The 17,772-nt window shown below is 56.9% G+C and carries 18 protein-coding genes and 1 pseudogene; 8 read left to right on the top strand and 11 right to left on the bottom strand.

Annotated features, from left to right (window positions below; all coding sequences use genetic code 11):
• Positions 1–46: 46 nt before the first annotated feature.
• On the top strand, positions 47–358 hold the full coding sequence (locus AAE045_RS21865; RefSeq protein ID WP_455549512.1) for a tlde1 domain-containing protein: 312 nt from the start codon (positions 47–49) through the stop codon (positions 356–358).
• Complete coding sequence (locus AAE045_RS21870; protein ID WP_455549492.1) at positions 355–792, top strand: hypothetical protein; 438 nt, start codon at positions 355–357, stop codon at positions 790–792. The genes AAE045_RS21865 and AAE045_RS21870 overlap by 4 nt, the downstream gene beginning before the upstream one ends.
• Positions 793–856: 64 nt before the next feature.
• Here AAE045_RS21870 and AAE045_RS21875 read toward each other — a convergent pair whose 3' ends face one another.
• The 7 genes from AAE045_RS21875 to AAE045_RS21905 form a co-directional block, all read right to left on the bottom strand.
• Positions 857–1,375 (bottom strand): fimbrial protein, encoded by a 519-nt coding sequence (locus tag AAE045_RS21875; protein ID WP_455549493.1) that lies wholly within the window; start codon positions 1,373–1,375, stop codon positions 857–859.
• A 13-nt stretch (positions 1,376–1,388) separates the two neighbouring features.
• On the bottom strand, positions 1,389–2,423 hold the full coding sequence (locus tag AAE045_RS21880; RefSeq protein ID WP_455549494.1) for a fimbrial protein: 1,035 nt from the start codon (positions 2,421–2,423) through the stop codon (positions 1,389–1,391).
• Positions 2,423–5,008 carry a fimbrial biogenesis usher protein gene (locus AAE045_RS21885; protein WP_455549495.1) on the bottom strand — a complete coding sequence of 862 codons (2,586 nt, stop codon included), beginning with the start codon at positions 5,006–5,008 and terminating at the stop codon, positions 2,423–2,425. The genes AAE045_RS21880 and AAE045_RS21885 overlap by 1 nt, the downstream gene beginning before the upstream one ends.
• A 68-nt stretch (positions 5,009–5,076) precedes the next feature.
• Positions 5,077–5,796 carry a fimbria/pilus periplasmic chaperone gene (locus AAE045_RS21890; protein ID WP_455549496.1) on the bottom strand — a complete coding sequence of 240 codons (720 nt, stop codon included), beginning with the start codon at positions 5,794–5,796 and terminating at the stop codon, positions 5,077–5,079.
• Positions 5,797–5,871: 75 nt separating this feature from the next.
• Positions 5,872–6,414 carry a fimbrial protein gene (locus AAE045_RS21895; protein WP_455549497.1) on the bottom strand — a complete coding sequence of 181 codons (543 nt, stop codon included), beginning with the start codon at positions 6,412–6,414 and terminating at the stop codon, positions 5,872–5,874.
• 518 nt (positions 6,415–6,932) lie between these two features.
• The gene (locus tag AAE045_RS21900) at positions 6,933–7,463 is read right to left on the bottom strand and encodes a hypothetical protein (RefSeq protein WP_455549498.1); all 531 of its coding nucleotides are present in this window, start codon (positions 7,461–7,463) and stop codon (positions 6,933–6,935) included.
• Between the two features lie 304 nt (positions 7,464–7,767).
• Positions 7,768–8,280, bottom strand: coding sequence for an N-acetyltransferase family protein (locus AAE045_RS21905; RefSeq protein ID WP_455549499.1), 513 nt, complete (start codon positions 8,278–8,280; stop codon positions 7,768–7,770).
• A gap of 122 nt (positions 8,281–8,402) precedes the next feature.
• On the opposite strand from AAE045_RS21905, the pseudogene AAE045_RS21910 reads away from it, so the two are divergent.
• Both AAE045_RS21910 and AAE045_RS21915 read left to right on the top strand, forming a co-directional pair.
• Positions 8,403–8,513: pseudogene (locus AAE045_RS21910) on the top strand (STM2901 family protein); the annotation flags it as partial.
• 7 nt (positions 8,514–8,520) lie between these two features.
• A complete protein-coding gene (locus AAE045_RS21915) occupies positions 8,521–8,874 on the top strand; it encodes a DUF1493 family protein (RefSeq protein WP_455549500.1) in 354 nt (117 codons plus the stop codon).
• Positions 8,875–8,984: 110 nt separating this feature from the next.
• Here the strand turns inward: AAE045_RS21915 and pepT are convergent, their stop codons facing one another.
• Positions 8,985–10,211, bottom strand: coding sequence for a peptidase T (gene pepT, locus AAE045_RS21920; RefSeq protein WP_455549501.1), 1,227 nt, complete (start codon positions 10,209–10,211; stop codon positions 8,985–8,987).
• A 277-nt stretch (positions 10,212–10,488) separates the two neighbouring features.
• Between pepT and potA the strand changes: the two genes are divergently transcribed.
• From potA to potD, 4 genes are read left to right on the top strand one after another with little or no spacing between them, the layout of a single operon-like run.
• Positions 10,489–11,625 carry a spermidine/putrescine ABC transporter ATP-binding protein PotA gene (gene potA / locus AAE045_RS21925; RefSeq protein ID WP_455549502.1) on the top strand — a complete coding sequence of 379 codons (1,137 nt, stop codon included), beginning with the start codon at positions 10,489–10,491 and terminating at the stop codon, positions 11,623–11,625.
• Positions 11,609–12,466, top strand: coding sequence for a spermidine/putrescine ABC transporter permease PotB (potB, locus tag AAE045_RS21930; protein ID WP_202307298.1), 858 nt, complete (start codon positions 11,609–11,611; stop codon positions 12,464–12,466). The genes potA and potB overlap by 17 nt, the downstream gene beginning before the upstream one ends.
• Entirely contained in the window at positions 12,463–13,254 is a 792-nt protein-coding gene (gene potC, locus AAE045_RS21935; RefSeq protein WP_271132699.1) for a spermidine/putrescine ABC transporter permease PotC, read from the top strand. The genes potB and potC overlap by 4 nt, the downstream gene beginning before the upstream one ends.
• Positions 13,251–14,297 (top strand): spermidine/putrescine ABC transporter substrate-binding protein PotD, encoded by a 1,047-nt coding sequence (gene potD / locus AAE045_RS21940; protein ID WP_455549503.1) that lies wholly within the window; start codon positions 13,251–13,253, stop codon positions 14,295–14,297. Before potC ends, potD begins: the two co-directional genes overlap by 4 nt.
• Before the next feature lie 113 nt (positions 14,298–14,410).
• Here potD and AAE045_RS21945 read toward each other — a convergent pair whose 3' ends face one another.
• From AAE045_RS21945 to nagK, 3 genes are all read right to left on the bottom strand, one after another.
• Positions 14,411–15,727: an amidase gene (locus tag AAE045_RS21945; RefSeq protein ID WP_455549504.1), complete on the bottom strand. Its 1,317-nt coding sequence runs from the start codon at positions 15,725–15,727 to the stop codon at positions 14,411–14,413.
• A 168-nt stretch (positions 15,728–15,895) separates the two neighbouring features.
• A complete protein-coding gene (gene cobB / locus AAE045_RS21950; protein WP_455549505.1) occupies positions 15,896–16,705 on the bottom strand; it encodes a Sir2 family NAD+-dependent deacetylase in 810 nt (269 codons plus the stop codon).
• 3 nt (positions 16,706–16,708) lie between these two features.
• Entirely contained in the window at positions 16,709–17,620 is a 912-nt protein-coding gene (gene nagK / locus AAE045_RS21955; RefSeq protein ID WP_202307323.1) for an N-acetylglucosamine kinase, read from the bottom strand.
• Between the last annotated feature and the right edge of the window lie 152 nt (positions 17,621–17,772).

Below are 17,772 nucleotides of genomic sequence, written 5' to 3' on the forward strand. Positions count from 1 at the left end.
TTTTCATAGAGATCTCCCCGGTTCAGATTACGAGAAAATTCTACTTATGAACACACCGGTTTTTCGGGAGGATTACCGCCTGACCAATAAAAACAACCCTGACCGCCAGCAGGTTAAAGGGATGGGGCCACTACCCCGGGGCACCTATCGCATCGCGGGCCATTCTCGTTCAAAAGGCCCTGCCACCATTATTCTGGAGCAGACTTCAGGGGATTCTTATGGCCGCTCCGCCTTCCGTATTCATGGCGAACGTGTGAACAAGCCAGCGGGATTCGCCTCGGAAGGTTGCATCATAATGTCCCCCGCAACACGCTGGCGGATAATCAGCGTAGGTGGAATGCTGGAGGTGGTCAGATGAGGCGGTTAACCCTGCTGCTTTTGCTGTCAGCTATGGCGGCCAGCGCAATGGCCGCCACCATCAGCTGGCCCGCTGCTTTGGCGGGTATTGCTGCCGGAGAACAGGCCTGGCTTGATAAGGCCCCCGAACTTGCCAAAGTTGCGAACGTGCAGCAGTCGCAAGCGCTCGAAGATGCGTTATCGTCTGCACTGTCGAGTAACACCGAAGGAGCGTTGAAGGCTCTGGTCGTGCTGGACTCTCGGGACTGGCCTCATTTCGTTGGGACAGACCTCGTTTGCATGGGACCCATTAACAAACAATCGGCTGAGATAGAGACTTTTTACCAGCGAACCCGGCTGGCCCTGCTGGAAACGGACAAAGGAGCAACCTGTCTGTGGATCCTCGAAGCGACATACGAAGAATGGAAAGCAGATAACGCCCGCCGGATTAAATAATCTTTTTCTATGAATGCCAAAGCCCGGCCTGCGGGCTTTCCTCCTGAAGAGGCTCTTCATGGAATCAGGCGTAGTTCAGCATAAAGGTCGCCGAGGCGTTTGCCGATCCGGCGGTGACCTCCTCACCGTTTGCCAGATAGCGGGCATAAAATTCCAGCGTGACTTTTGCCTGCCCCGGCGTCAGCGCCGTGCTCTCCCCCTCCGTATTTATCGGCAGCAGATTTTTATCGCGATCGTAAATCGCGATGCCAACGCCGGTTGCGCGATCTGCGGCGGCAGCCACAGCCAGCAGCTGTGGATCCCGGCTGTCCGCGGTGCCGTTGAACGTCACGCTGACGTTGCTGGCAACGCTGCCGCATTTTTCCAGCGTCAGGGTAAAAGGCTCGTAGCGCGAGCCGCTCCCGGCCCCGTTAAACCTTGCGCTGTTGACGTTGCCCAGCGTCACCACCAGGCTTTCTGAGCCTGCCGAAACGACGCAGGTGCGGGACAAAATGGTCCCCGTCAGCTGCAGGTTGTAGGTTTCCGCCGCCGCGCGCCCGGCGGTCAGCGCCAGCAGGCCCACGCATAGCCATAATTTCAGCATTTCCGTTTCTCCATCAGGCAAAGTCGATACGCAACAGCGCAAGCGTGGTGAACGTTCCTTCCGCCGGGGCCTTTCCCGTGGTGCTGACGGGGTAGGCCTTCAGGGTGACGTCCGTCGAGTAATCGTCGGCGCTAATCTGGTTAAGCTGCAGCGGCACGTTGCTGCTGGAGTCGTTCGGGACCAGCGTCGTCCCGTTGTTATCGGTAATGACAACGCCGACGTCCGGGTTACTGGACTGCAGCGCGCTGCTCTCGTCCGCCGATGCCGTCCCGGTAACCCGCAGGGTAAGATTAGCCAGCGAGGCCCCGTAGTTGCACTGCACCGGGAAGGTAAACGATTTTGGCGAGTAGCTATCCGGCATTTCGCCCGCGTGGTTGAAGTCGGTAGAGTACAGCGTGCCGAGATTCACGCTGATGACCGTACCCGCATTCACCGTGCAGTTTTGCGGAACGGAAACCGTGCCGGTGAGATAAACCTCGGCGATAGGCACGGGGCTGTTTACACCGCTTTTGTGCGACATATAGACGCTGGCGATATGAATATTGTTGAAGTCCGTCGTGCCCACAAAGGGACGGACTATTTTCAAATCGATAACCCCCGACGAGCCCACGGTCAGCTGGCCCGCGCCGCTAGAGTCGTTGCCGCTGGCGGTATAAAGATTGCTGAAGGGAATATAGCGCAGCCCTTTGGCGTAAATTTGCACTGCGGTATCAAGGTATTCATTGACCCGGTACCACATTCGCGTTCCGTCATTGACGGAGACCGGCAGCGGCGAAGTGGCGGTAAAACGCCGCCCGGAAACAGAATTTGGCGTATCGCACTTAACGGGAATTGATCTACCCGTATTCCACTGCGCTGCAGAATCGAAGCTCTGCCCCGCCACGTTCTGCGTGGTGTCACTGATTGTTACCGTCCCAAAATTACCGGCAATAACGGTGGGGGTTCCGCTTTTAGGCGAGCAGGTGTAGGTATATGCCAGCGCCTTGCCCGTCGTCATAATCAGGAGTAACCCCAGCGGCAGAAGGCTCGCGTAAGAGATTTTTGTCATTACCGGCATACCCTTGTTAGTTTATTAATCGCCTTGCTGGCGGCATCTTCTGGCAGCCTGTACTTCGCCACGCACTGGCGGGAATCCCCTTCCCCCCAGCGCACGATAAGCTGCCCCTGCCGGGCCAGGCCGGAAAGATAAACCTGCCCGTTATCCCCGACGATGCCGCTGGCCCCCTCTTTGGTGGTAACCATCGCTCCGAAAGGCACCGCCCTGCCGTCATGGGTCAGATTGATTAATGCCCTGGCCCCGACGTGGGTAGTGAAATCTGCGCGCACCAGCGCTCCACGGGTTGGCACCACGTTAACCACGGTGCCCTCAAGATCGACATTGTCGGGCAGGGTGCGGGTGTCCAGCGCCATGCGGTTCATGCGGTAAGTCGTGGCGTAAGGCACCACGGCGTACCCGCGCCAGTCAGTGCGCAGGCCTGCGTTATCTTCAACCTTTACGTTTCCGGCACCGGGGGCGGCGATTAGCACGTTGGTATCCCCCAGCGGCTGCGAAAGGGTCAGCCCGTTCCGGTGCAGAACAACCGCGCCGCTAAGCCCGTAGTTCACCTGCTGGTAGCTCCCGCTGTCGCTGTAGTTGTAGCCCGCGCTGGCATTACCCCAGGAGCCGTTATAGCTGGCGCCTAAGGAACCATTTGCGCCACCCCCGCGGTTCTGATAGCCCTGCTGTGCGCTGTAATTAAGGTTGTTGTCTTCCAGCAACGTGCCGTTGAGCCCCGCGCTTTGCGTGGTGCGCCCGTGGGTATCGGAACTGACGCTGTAGGTTGCGTAGGCGCTGTTGTTCTGCTCTGTGATATCGCCCTCCGGGGAGAGCCACTGGCTCAGCGGTACGGAAAACCCGAACGCTACGCGGTTATCGGCGGCGTGCAGCCCCGGCACCTTGTTGTAGCTGTAGTTGAGCGTCCACGAAACGCCGGAGATATTGCCGCTGTAGCCCGCCTGCAAAAGCGTGTTGGTGTCGCTGGTGTGCCAGTAGCTCTGTCGGCTGCCGCTCAGGTATATCGAGCCGGTGCTGCCCAGCTGCTGGGAGACGTTAAGCTGCACCTTGTCCCGCTTGCTGTCGCGCAGGTTATAGAAACTGCTGGTGACCGGCCGGGACGGCGTGCCGGCATCCTGCTCCTCGTCGGCGTAGCCGCTCATCTGTTTCCAGGTGGTCTCTTCGAGGGTGTAGAACCCCTCCGTCGAGTAACGGTAGCCAATGAGCTGGAAACTGGTGCCCAGCTCGTTCAGGGATTTTCCGTACAAAAACCGCAGAGAGCTGCCGCTGTGCCTGCTGTCATCGGCAAGCCTGCTGTTTGCCTGGGTCACGTCCAGCGAAAGCGCGCCGAGCTGGCCAATGTTGACGCCCATGCCGAGCGCGACGGCGTTATAGTCCTGCGCAAGCTGCGTGCCGCCGTAGGCGGTAAAGCCTGCCGGTAACCCCCAGATCAGCGTCGACTGAGCAAATTTCACCGCCTCCTGCATGTCTGAGCTGCTGCGATACTCCCCGGCGGTGGCGGCATATTTGATGTGCCCCTCGCGCTGGAGCACCGGAACCGAAGAATAAGGAACGCTGTAAACGTTGATGCTGCCGTCCGACTCTTTGACCTCCACCACCAGATCGCCGCTGGAGGACGTGGGAAACAGATCGTTTATCGCAAAAGCCCCCGGTGGAACGTAGCTTTGATAGATGGTGTAGCCGTTCTGCCTGACGGTTACCTGAGCGTGGCTGCGGGCGATGCCGCGGATCGTTGGGGCGAAGCCGCGCAGGCTGTCCGGCAGCATGTTGTCGTCGGACGCCAGCTGCACGCCGCGAAATCCCAGGCTGTCGAACACGTCGGAAGGCGTCGTGCTGTCGCCCATCACCAGCTCGCTGCGCAGCGGAATAATGGCTCTTTCAAGCCAGGTATTAATGTGCCGGACTTCGCTTTTATTGCGCTGGTTTCCGCTGCTGTAGCTCCACGTCGAATAATCGCGCAGACGCCAGGGGCCGATATTTATACCGCTGTTAAGGCCAAGGAAATAGTTATTGCTGGCGGGACCGTTTCGCTGCTCGCTGTTTGCGCCGGTGAAGTTGTAGTCCAGCAGCAAAGCGTTAATGCCCTCGTCCCACTGGGACGGCGGAATATAGCCGCGCGCGGAGTTGTTCATCATGGCCTGCGGCACCGAAATTGCCAGCCGCAGCTTCCCGAAATCAAAATCGACCGTCGCCCCTTCAATCACCGAGGTGATATCCAGGCAGCTGTCCGCCCGCGCATTTTTCAGGCCGGGCGCAGCCGCCGTATTCACCCCCATTGCCGTAAGCATGTCCGGCGTCAGGCAGGGGGAAAGCCCCGTATCGTCATTGCGGCGTGAAGGCGTGGCCGCTGCGGCGACAAAGCGGACGTCTTTCCTCGCCTGGAACGTTTCATTGAGATAGAGATCAACGCGGTAGATACCCGGCGCCTGGGCATCGCCCTGAAAGCGGGATAAATCGGCCACCGCCGACGCGTCGTCGGACAAAAAGGCCGGATTAAAATATGCCTCTGCATGGCTTTTCATGGCCAGCAGAGCGACCAGCGCCGCCAGGGGCGCTACGGGGTGAGTTATTTTCAGCACTGAGCGCCCTTCCCTATTCCAGTGAAACTACATTGCGCTGGCATCCATGCCCGGTCATGAGGCAGAACTCAGGAGCCGCAGGCCTGTTTCGGCGTATTGGCACCGTAATCATTTACGGTCTGGAAATTGACCGCGCCGGATCTGCCGCCGGGAACCTGCACCGTAAGCGAACTTTTCGGGGCGACCATTGAATTCGGGAGCTTTTGCCCCGCAGCGTGGAACTGCACCAGAGTGACGTAATAGGGCGAAGGATTATTAACCGTCACGCGTCCGCCGCTGACTTTACAGGTCAGCCGTGCAGGTGCCTCTGCGGAGGTGGAAGGCAGCCCCTGAGGGCGGACGAATAATTTAATGACGCTCTGCGTGGCTATTTGTAGCGTGTTGCCTTTTAACGCTTCTTTATTAACCGAAGGGATGGCCTTGCTGTTGAGATAGAAGACCGTCTCCCTGTCCGTTGGCAGTTTTGCCCCGGTATACATAATGCGCAGGGTATTTTCTTTTTTCGGCTTCATGGTAAAAAGCGGCGGGGTCAGCACAAAGTCGGAGGACTTTTTCCCGTCCGCGTTCGCTATCCACGACTGGATTAAATAAAGGTCTCTTTCCGAGGTATTCGTCAGCGAAAGCGTCGCTTCCCTTGCGCCCTGGGGATAAATAACGCGCGTTGCGCCAAGCGCAATTCCTCCCGCGCTGGCAGATGAAACCAGCATCATCGTCAGCAATCCCGCGCCTGTGGCAGCAATACTTACCCGCCGGGCAATGCGGCTGTATTTTCGAACCTGTGTCTTCATCCTGCTTTCCCTTCGTACTCTTTTCCCTTAACCGCTGATATTCCCCCGCCCGTGGCGGAGGAATTTTTTTGCCGATCAGGAATAGTTCATGCTGAACGTGGCCGTCGCCGCGACGCTACCCGCCGTTGCTGCCGCGCCCGTTGCGATGTAGTCAACGCTGAACGGCAGCGTGTTGGTGCCTTCGTTTAACGTCACCGCAGAAGACGCGGTGCCCAGCGGCAGCTTCTGCCCGTCCGGACCGTACAGCTGCAGGGCCACGTTGGTTGCCGCACCCGCACCGGCGGTGTTCGCCAGCGTATCCGCAGAGGTTGCATCCGCCTGGCCGCTGAAGGTGACGGCCGCATTCTGGCTGACGGCGCTGTCGCAGTCGGAAAGCACGATCTGGAAGGCTACCGGCTGGCCCGCCACCTGACCGGCGGTGGCAAGCTTAGCCGCCTTGACCTGGTCCAGAATGACCGTCTGATTTAAAGAGTCTGCGGAGATGGCGCACGCCGCATCCACAACCTGTCCTTCAAAATTGATGGAGCCCCCTGCAACCGACGTTGTCGCGGCCTGAGCGGCACCGCCTGCTAATACGCCGGAAATGAAAAGCGAGTATGCAATTTTATTTAATTTCATCGTCAATCCTTAATCTATTAATAGCTGAGCCATTCAACCATCTGCATCTGCAATATCTGGCGCCATAGCATCGTGTTAAAATATTGTCCGTAAAACATTCAAAGGAAGTAGCAATGGTGTCCGCTGCAACCTGAAAATAATCCTACGGTCTGCTTATTAGCAAAGCAAACCGCCCGAAGCCGGGATTGAATTAGCTAACGGAAAATTTATTTTTAAACTATTGATCTTAAGGAAAAACCAAAGGGAATACAGATTCTCTGCAATGTATTTAAAACAAGATTGAATATGATTATGACCGGCGTCATTTAATAAAGCTGCAAAAGCGAAGGCTAATAATAATCCGCAGTATAGTAAGCCAGGCAAATAATATGCTGGCATCGTAGCGGGGATAGGCAAAGCGCCGGTGACGCTGCGGTTTATCTGGCCGAGGACGAAGGGAACCGGATGTGGCACTTATTACCCAGTTGGCGGCAGCCTTCCCGGCCAGACGCTGGCTGGCCGGGAAGAAGAAAACGCGGTTAGTGAATGCCCGGCACGGCCTCGCCGTCCAGCATCGCCAGCCCGTCGGAAGTACGGATAAAGCGCGGCGTTTTCAAATCGTCTGCCAGCATAGCCAGCAGTTCGCCCAACAACCCGATGATGGTTTCCTGCTGGTCTGCCGGAGCCTGCTGGTTCAGCAGCACCATAGTTAATGCGCAGCAGTATTCCCGGACGGTCTCTGAATCTGTGGTCAGCGGGCTGCGGTACTCTTCTGTATCGCCAGCTTCAACGGTCAGCAGCTCAATAAGATGTTTCGGCAGCGGTGCTTTTAAAACTGCCTTCAACATATTTAGCCCGGCGAGCAGACGCCCGCACAGCGCTAAACATTCAGAGTGATTATTTGTTTCAGTTAATTCATCAGCATAAATCTGGCATATCGCCAGCACCTGGAATAAATCGTGCTCCGCGCCAAGCGGTAATTTCAGTAAGGCTGTGAGATCCTCCGCAAAAGCAGAATGATTATCGGTGATTTCAGGGCGAGCGAGTGTGGTACTATTCTTAATAGCCATGGTGTTACCTTCTTTAACATTGTGGTCAGCCCTCGTCTGGTGTTCCACCACCATTCGGGGGCGCTTCTTTTTGCAATGCTTTATTGCCTGCGCTACTACTCTCCTCTAAAAACACTGGATGGGTCAACAGGTAAACTGCTGTTAATTATTGGAAACCTTAAAAATTCGGCGGGGATCGCAATATGGTGTGAAAATTTAATTGTTGTTTGCATCACTTTAGAAAATATACTTTTATGCTCGTCTGTTTATAAAGCGAAAAAAAGAAATAGCGCCGACAGTCGCGACCGAAAAACACAGCTGCGATCTATACAGGCATTCCCATTATCTTCAGAACGCTTCGCTGTGAAGCCGTTTCGAAAATGATGTCACTGAGGTCCCGCATACCCTGCTTTTGGTAGAACGAACGCGCGCGTTCATTCTGTTCAAGAACCTCCAGCCACAAATAATTCTTCCCGTTTTGCCGGACAAGCTCTGTGATTCTGTCAAATATCAGCTGACCATAGCCTTTATCCGTCTCCTCAGGATCAAGGTAGAGCTTGTTAAGGAGGACACCGCTGATGTCCGAGTCAGGAACCCGGCTTTCCCATGTCAGTTTCATAAAACCAATCGGGCGCCCGGCTTCTGCGACATACCAGCAGATGTTGCTGTCTTGCATGCTCTGTTCAATCACTGAAATGGAGTATTCATTCTGTAAAAAGTCATTCATTTCAGACTCGGACGCCCACATTTGCTTAAAGTGCGCGGGATAGAGGCTGTAGCCCAGCTCTTTCAGCAAGGCTGAATCTGTTAAGGTGGCTTGTCGTATATTTAAAGTCATGCAATAAATCCTTACTGAGCGGGAAAAGCGCTATTTGGCGCGACTATTGAGCATGTTCGCTATATTAATGCATCTTTAGTTTCCAACGCCTGGCCGTTTAACTTCGCTAGGTGAGGTAATCTACCATGCCTTTGGTTGGATGGGTGATTTTAGCTGCTGATGTGTCTATTATCACCTTTAAAGCGATCAGCAAATACAACATCATCGCTAACCCTTCCGATAGGATTTGGTAGGTATTTAATGAGCAATTCAGACAACATAGAACAGCAGGTTATGGACTGGTATAACGAAAACTGGAATGGGCGTGTTATACCTTTTTTCAGGAAGCCTGTTTTGACACTGGAGACCAGTCTATCCACTGGTAAATACCCCTGGGCTGATGAAGATGCAATAGATATTATCGATCAGTATTTTTCGCATTTCGAAGTCGAAAGAAGAGATTTTGCATTCAGAAAATACTGGCCTAATGAAGAAACTTTAATACCGCTGAACTGCTTACGCTCGAAAGAAAGTAAATGGACATGGAAAGAACCCGAACCACTCACCCTGAAAATGCTCGTAGAATCAGCTAAGGCTGGCTATTGGCTTTATTAATAAAAGGATTTTATTACATGGCAATCCCTTCTAACTTTTGGCTTAAAGACAAAATACGAGACAAAACGCAAAAAAAAAGTGCCAACCCAAAAGCCAGCACCTTTTAACTATTAGCTTTGTTTAGCCGTTAACTCAGCAATCCGCACAATCACCGCTACCGCTTTTTCCATTCCTTCCAGCGTGACGAACTCGTGCTTGCCGTGGTAGTTATAGCCGCCGGTGAACAGGTTCGGGCACGGCAGGCCTTTGAACGACAGCTGTGCGCCGTCGGTGCCGCCGCGGATTGGCTTCATCACCGGCTCTATGTTGCAGTCCTGCATTGCCTGGCGGGCGACGTCGACAATATATGGGTGCTCTGCCACCTTCTCGCGCATGTTGTAGTAGCTGTCTTCGATGATCAATTCTATATAGCAGTCCGGGTGCAGGCCTTTGCCGACCTTTTTGGCGATGTCCATCATTCGGCGTTTGCGCGCTTCGAACTGCTCGCGGTCGAAGTCACGGATGATGTAGTGCATTTCGGCTTTATCCACCGTGCCTTTAATGCCGTGCAGGTGATAGAACCCTTCGTGACCTTCCGTGCATTCCGGGCTTTCGTCGGCGGGGACTTCCGCGTGGATGCGGGCGGCAAGCGACAGCGCGTTAACCATCACCCCTTTTGCCGTGCCGGGGTGAACGTTGTTGCCCACGATTTTGATGGTGACAGAAGCCGCGTTGAAGTTTTCGCACTCCAGCTCCCCCACTCCGCCGCCGTCCACGGTGTAGGCCCAGCGGGCATCGAACGCCTCGACGTCGAAGAATTTTGCGCCTTTGCCGACTTCTTCATCCGGCGTGAAGGCCACGCGGATATCGCCATGCAGGATATTTTTTTCTTTTAATACCGCCAGCGCGGTCATGATTTCCGCCACGCCCGCTTTGTCATCCGCGCCCAGCAGCGTTTTGCCGTCGGTGGTGATCAGCGTCTGGCCCAGCAGCTGGTGCAGCACCGGGAACATCACCGGCGACAGCACTTCGTCGCCGATCCCCAGCGCGATATCCCCGCCGCGATAGTTTTCGACAATCTGCGGATTGACGTTTTTGCCGGTGAAGTCCGGCGCGGTATCGACATGTGAAATAAAGCCGATGGCCGGGACGGGCTTATCCACATTCGAGGGCAGCGTGCCCATCACGGTGCCGTGCTCCCCCAGTGAAACATTCACCAGGCCCATAGCTTCCAGCTGCTCTTTAAGTAGCCTTAACAGCTTCCACTGCCCTTCAGTGCTGGGCACCTGCTTAACGCCGGGCTTTGACTGCGTATCCAGAGAGACGTAATGCAAAAAACGCTCTAATAATTTATCCATTTGGCTACCCTCGTATTTAGTACCGTTATTATCAATATGCCGTCGGGGTAAATATTGTTTCAGGTCACTGTTAGCCCGTTACGTCTAAAATTAGTCCTAATCTGGTGCCCTGACGATAAACTTAGTCGAAACAGGCGATTGAACTGGCTGCGGGGGCCTTACAAGGATTGGCGATTTTCGGACTTTGCCGTAGAATGCCAGCCCTTATCGAAATGTGCCAAACCTCAAGGTGGTTACTCACAAACCCCGCATCGCGGCTTTATCCGGTGCGTTATTTATGGGACAGCGTAAAAAATTGAATAAACAGCAATGTTCGCTCTCTCCGCTGGTTGAACTGGCGGGAGTTGGTAAGAGCTTTGATGGTAAATCCGTAATTTCTGATTTCTCTCTCACCATCAACAATGGTGAATTCCTGACGCTGCTAGGCCCTTCCGGCTGCGGCAAAACCACCGTATTACGCCTGATAGCCGGGCTGGAAAATGTCGATACCGGCACGATTTCCCTCGAGTCGCAGGACATTACCCAGGTCCCCGCCGAGCACCGTCACGTCAATACCGTCTTCCAGAGCTACGCCCTGTTTCCGCATATGACCGTGTACGAGAACGTCGCCTTCGGTCTGAAAATGCAGAAAACGCCCGCGGCTGAGATCCAGCCCCGCGTGCTCGAGGCTCTGAAAATGGTGCAGCTGGACGAGTTCGCGCAACGTAAGCCGCACCAGCTCTCCGGCGGCCAGCAGCAGCGCGTTGCCATCGCCCGCGCCGTGGTGAACAAGCCCCGCCTGCTGCTGCTTGATGAATCTCTTTCCGCCCTCGATTACAAACTGCGTAAGCAGATGCAGAACGAGCTGAAAGCCCTGCAGCGCAAGCTCGGCATCACCTTCGTGTTCGTTACCCACGATCAGGAAGAGGCGCTGACCATGTCAGACCGCATTGTGGTGATGCGCGACGGGCGAATAGTGCAGGACGGCACGCCGCGTGAAATCTACGAAGAGCCTAAAAACCTGTTTGTGGCGAGCTTCATCGGCGAGATCAATATTTTCACCGCCACCGTCATCGAACGCATTGACGAACAGCGGGTGCGTGCGAGCGTAGAGGGCCGCGAGTGTAATATCTTTGCTACCCTGCCGGTTACGGCGGGGCAGACGCTGAACGTGCTGCTGCGCCCGGAGGATCTGCGCGTTGAAGAGATCAATGATTCGAGCGAGGTCGACGGCCTGATTGGCTACGTGCGGGAGCGCAACTATAAAGGGATGACGCTGGAGTCCAGCGTTGAGCTGGAAAACGGCAAGATGGTGATGGTGAGCGAGTTCTTTAACGAAGACGATCCGGACTTCGACCACTCGCTGGACCAGAAGATGGCCGTCACCTGGGTTGAGAGCTGGGAGGTTGTGCTGGCAGATGAAGCGCTCGCGTAAGTTCCAGAATGGGGTGATTTTCACCGTCGTCGGCTGGCTGGTGCTGTTCGTGTTCCTGCCCAACCTGATGATTATCGGCACCAGCTTCCTGACCCGTGACGACGCGAATTTTGTCAGCATGGTGTTCACGCTGGACAACTATGCCCGCCTTGCGGATCCGCTGTATGCGGAGGTGCTGCTGCACTCGCTGAACATGGCGCTGATAGCCACCTTCGCCTGCCTGGCGCTGGGCTATCCGTTTGCCTGGTTCCTGGCCCGCCTGCCGCAGCGCGTGCGCCCGCTGCTGCTGTTCCTGCTGATTGTGCCGTTCTGGACCAATTCGCTGATCCGCATCTACGGGCTGAAGATTTTCCTCAGCACCAAAGGCTATCTTAACGCCCTGCTGCTGTGGCTGGGGGTTATCGACACGCCGATCCGCATCATGTACACCGAAAGCGCGGTGATCCTGGGGCTGGTCTACATCCTGCTGCCGTTTATGGTGATGCCGCTCTATTCCAGCATCGAGAAGCTGGACAAGCCGCTGCTGGAAGCCGCGCGTGACCTGGGCGCCAGCAAGCTGCAAACCTTCCTGCGCATTATCATTCCGCTGACCATGCCGGGGATTATCGCCGGGTGCCTGCTGGTAATGCTGCCCGCGATGGGGCTGTTCTACGTTTCGGACCTGATGGGCGGCGCGAAAAACCTGCTTATCGGCAACGTGATCAAGAGCCAGTTCCTGAACATCCGCGACTGGCCGTTCGGCGCGGCCACCAGCATTACGCTGACGCTGGTGATGGGGCTGATGCTGCTGATTTACTGGCGCGCCTCGCGCCTGCTGAACAAGAAGGTGGAGCTGGAATGATCGGTCGCCTGTTACGCGGCGGCTTTATGTCCGCCATCTATGCCTATCTGTATATCCCGATCATCATTTTGATCGTGAACTCGTTTAACAGCTCGCGCTTCGGCATTAACTGGCAGGGATTTACCACTAAGTGGTACAGCCTGCTGATGAATAACGACAGCCTGCTGCAGGCGGCGCAGCACTCGCTGACCATGGCGGTCTTTTCCGCCACCGCCGCGACGCTTATCGGTACGCTGACGGCGGTCGCCCTGTTCCGCTATCGCTTTCGCGGCAAGCCCTTCGTCAGCGGCATGCTGTTCGTGGTGATGATGTCCCCGGACATCGTGATGGCCATCTCGCTGCTGGTGCTGTTTATGCTGCTGGGCGTGCAGCTCGGCTTCTGGTCGCTGCTGTTCTCGCACATCACCTTCTGCCTGCCGTTTGTGGTGGTCACCGTCTATTCCCGCCTCAAGGGGTTCGACGTGCGCATGCTGGAGGCGGCAAGGGATCTGGGCGCGGGGGAAATTACTATTCTGCGCAAAATCATTATGCCGCTGGCGATGCCCGCCGTGGCCGCAGGCTGGCTGCTGAGCTTTACCCTGTCGATGGACGACGTGGTCGTCTCCTCGTTCGTGACCGGGCCGGGCTATGAAATTTTGCCGCTGAAGATCTATTCGATGGTGAAGGTTGGCGTCTCGCCCGAGGTGAACGCGCTGGCCACCATTTTATTAGTACTGTCGCTGGGCATGGTCATCGCCTCCCAGCTTATCCTTCGTGATAAAACCAAAACTCAGGGGACGTTTAAATGAAAAAATGGTCACGCCACCTGCTGGCTGCGGGTGCTCTGGCGCTGGGCGTCAGCGCCGCCCACGCCGACGACAGCAAGACGCTCTACTTCTATAACTGGACGGAGTACGTGCCGCCGGGGCTGCTGGAGCAGTTCACCAAAGAGACGGGCATCAAGGTTATCTATTCGACCTACGAGTCGAACGAAACCATGTACGCCAAGCTCAAGACCTATAAGGACGGCGCGTATGATTTAGTCGTCCCGTCCACCTACTTTGTGGCGAAAATGCGCAAAGAGGGCATGATCCAGAAGATCGACAAAAGCAGGCTGAGCAACTTCAAAAATCTCGACCCGGAGATGCTCAATAAGCCGTTTGATCCGAACAACGACTACTCGATTCCCTACATCTGGGGCGCGACCGCCATCGGCGTGAACAGCGAAGAGATCGACCCGAAAACCGTGACCAGCTGGGCGGACCTGTGGAAGCCGGAGTATAAGCAGAGCCTGCTGCTGACCGACGACGCGCGCGAGGTCTTCCAGGTCGCGCTGCGCAAGCTGGGCTATTCCGGCAACACCACCGACCCGAAAGAGATTGAGGCGGCGTATCACGAGCTGCAGAAGCTGATGCCAAACGTGGCGGCGTTCAACTCCGATAACCCGGCGAACCCGTACATGGAAGGCGAAGTGAATCTGGGCATGGTATGGAACGGTTCGGCCTACGTGGCCCGCCAGGCAGGCACCCCGCTGGAAATCGTCTGGCCGAAAGAAGGCGGCATTTTCTGGATGGATAACCTTTCGATTCCGGCGAACGCGAAGAACGTCGACGGCGCGCTGAAGCTGATTAACTTCCTGCTGCGCCCGGACGTGGCGAAGCAGGTCGCGGAAACCATCGGCTACCCGACGCCAAACCTGGCCGCCCGCAAGCTGTTGCCGAAAGAAGTAGCCGGTGACAAGACGCTCTACCCGGACGAAGCGGTGCTGAAGAACGGCGAATGGCAGAACGACGTGGGCGATGCCAGCACGATCTACGAGTCTTATTTCCAGAAGCTGAAGGCCGGTCGCTAAAGCCTTTCGGCGGATGACGCTGGCGCTTATCCGCCCTACACCAGACTGAACGTAGGGCGGATAAGCATAGATGTAATGCCACCAGACTGAACGTAGGGCGGATAAGCGTAGCATCATCCGCCGGTATGTAACGCCGTTTCACACGCCAGCGCCACGCTCAGCAGCAAACTCTCATCCCTCTCCCCGGACAAAATCTCCATCCCCACCGGCAGCCCTCTGCTGCTTATGCCGCAGGGAAACGTCACCGCTGGCAGCCCGCTGATGGCGGCAAGCTCTGGCGCGCAGCCCGGCGGCATCTTCTCAAGGCTAACCGGGAGCTGGCTGACGGTTGGATAGAGCAAACCCTGCAGATTTTTTACCGCCAGCACCTCAGCAAGGCTCTGCCGCAAACGACGGCGGAACCTGCGTCCCGCCAGCCACTCCGGGTTTTTCAGGGTTTTCGCTTCCAGCAGCAGGGTGATAAACGGGGAAAACTCGGGCAGGAACTGCCCTGAATCGAAAATGGCCGCCAGCCCTGCCGGGGCGTCGGCGTGCCCTTTTAGCCAGGCGTCAATGGCCAGCCGGAACTCATAAACGCTGAGGCAGGTAGCCTGCCGCACGGCATCCAGTTCAGGCAGCGTAACGGGGATGATGCTCGCTCCGGCCTGCCGCAATGTTTCCAGCGCCGCGTGCCATACCTGCCTCTGAATCTCATCGTTCCCTTCCAGGGCTGAAACCACGCCAAGGCGAATGCCGGACAGCGGCATTTCCGGCAGGGGCGATGGCTTAACGCCGTGGATAATCGCGTGCAGCAGCGCGGCGTCCCGCACGGTATGCACCATCGGCCCTACCGTGTCCTTGCTTAAAGAAAGAGGCGCCACGCCATCCAGCATTTCCCGCCGGTGCGCGGGCCTCAGGCCAACCAGCCCGGTATAGCCTGCGGGAATGCGGATAGATCCGCCGGTATCCGTTCCCAGCGCGCCGTCTGCCATCCCGGCGGCAACCGCCGCAGCGCTTCCGCCGCTCGATCCGCCTGCCGTAATGCCCGTGGCCAGCGGGTTACGCACATCCCCGCCCAGAGAGCTGCGCGAGCGGACGTCGAAGGCAAATTCAGACATATTGGCGCGGGCCAGAATTATTGCCCCGGCCTCCCGCAGCCGCCGCACGGCCAGCGAATCAGCTGTAGCATGCAGAGAGGCCAGCCCCCGGCAGCCGAGCGTGACGGGCATCCCGGCGCAGGCGATATTATCTTTGATGATGATGGGGAGGCCGTGCAGCGGGCCGAAAGAGGTGCCGCGTAAGCTGGCCCGGTGGCAGCGTTCCGCCTGGGCTACGGCATCCGGGTTAACGCCGAGAATGGCATTGAGCGGACCGTTTGTTTCGATGGCATCTAACCGGCGGGCGATATCGTCGCGGCAGTCGGCAACCGGCTTCAGGCGCATGGCTTTCATTTGCTTTCCCGTAGTGAATACGTATGCAAACAAAGTAGGCACAAAAGCAGAGGTTGTAAACGTTTGCTGGTGAGAATTGAAGGGGAGATCAAACGGTGGATGGCGCTGGCGCTTATCCACCCTACGCACCTTTCACGCTGGGTGGAAAAGCGCCGCGCCATCCGACGCTTAAAGCCCTTTCAGCAGCCTGTCGACATACTCCGGCACCACTTCGCTCGCCAGCCCGTAGTGCTTCTCTTCGAACTCGCTGCCTACCTGGCTTGGCTCCAGGTTAAGCTCGACGGTGTGCGCCCCCTGCAAACGGGCTTCATGGACGAAGCCCGCCGCCGGATAGACGTGGCCAGAGGTGCCGATGGCGATGAAGTAGTCCGCCGTCGCCAGCGCCTGGTAAATCTCATCCATGCCCAGCGGCATCTCGCCGAACCACACCACGTGCGGGCGCAGCGCGGCGGAGAGCTGGCAGCAGTGGCAGCGATCTTCGTTCGTGACGTCGCCCTTCCACTCGAGGATCTGCCCGCTCTGGGAGCAGCGCACCTTGAGCAGTTCGCCGTGCATGTGGATGACGTTTTTGTTCCCGGCGCGCTCGTGCAGGTTGTCGATATTCTGCGTCACCAGCAGGAAGTGGTCGCCCAGCTCTTCTTCGAGCTTCGCCAGCGCCAGATGCGCGGCGTTGGGCTGGATCTCAGCCTGCTGGAGCTGGCGGCGGCGGGCGTTATAAAAGGCCTGCACCAGCTCAGGGTCGCGGGCAAAGCCTTCCGGCGTGGCAACGTCCTCCACGCGGTGCTCTTCCCACAGCCCGTCCGTTGCACGAAAGGTGCGAATGCCGGATTCGGCGGAGATCCCCGCCCCGGTCAGTACCACTACTCTGGGTTTATCCATCGCTTCCGGTCCTGGTGTGTCTCTGAAAAAGGCGCGCTGGCGCAGCAGGCGTTTGGTTTTGCGAAACCGGCTCAGCCGGTGCTGACGACGCGAAAGCATAGTTTACTCCGTAAGGTGGAGGAAGGCCGCGCCACGCATGCCGCCGGCATCGCCATGGCGTGCGGGTTCAATGCGCGGCACTTTGGCAACCGGCAATAAATATTTTGGCAAACGTCCCGGCAGCTGCTTATAAATTTCCTGGAAGTTTGACAGGCCACCGCCCACCACCACCAGATGCGCATCGATGGCGGTCAGCAGGCTGCCGAGGCAAACCGCCAGCAGCTCCAGGAAGCGGTCGACGTGGGCCACCGCCTTTTCGTCACCCGCATAGAAACGGGCCACAATCTCTTTTGACTCCAGCGCTTCAGAGTAGAAGTGCTGGTAGAGCCACGCAAATCCGCGCCCGGAAAGATAGTTTTCGATACAGCCGTTCTGGCCGCAGCCGCAGCGCGTGAGCGGGAAATCGCGCCCGACAACGTTCAGCGCATCTACCGGCAGGCGGGTGTGGCCGAATTCACCGGTGATGTAGTTGCGCCCGGTGATGGATTTGCCGTTGACGATAATACCGCCGCCGACGCCGGTGCCGAGGATCAGGCCCATCACCACCGGATAGTCGCGGAAGTCGTCGTCCCAGGCTTCGGACAGCGCGAAGCAGTTCGCATCGTTATCAAGGCGGACATCACGCTCAAGCAGCCTGGTGAGATCGGCTTTCAGCGGTTTGCCGTTGGCGGCGGGTACGTTGGCGGCGTACAGCGTGCCGTCGTCGGTTACCGGCATGCCCGGAATACCTATCCCCACCGACCCTTTGATGCCAAAACGGCTATCGGCCTCCTTAACCAGGGAGACGATAGCCGCTAAGAAATTCTCATAACTGTCGTGCGGGGTGGGAACCCGAGTTTCCCACTGCAGGCGACGCTCCGTGTCATACACCCCAAGAGCCATTTTAGTGCCGCCAATGTCAAATCCGTAATACATCGCTGCTCCCCTTATCCCGTCATACTTCGAGCTGTAGGGGTGTTGGCTGCAGGAACTCACCCCAGTCACTTACTAAAGTAAGCTCCTGGGGATTCCTTCCCTGGCCGCCTACCTACAACTCGAATTATTTAGGGCTAATTAGTAGATTGATA

Origin of the sequence: Dryocola clanedunensis (assembly GCF_038405435.1) — a bacterium.
Taxonomy (GTDB): domain Bacteria; phylum Pseudomonadota; class Gammaproteobacteria; order Enterobacterales; family Enterobacteriaceae; genus Dryocola; species Dryocola clanedunensis_A.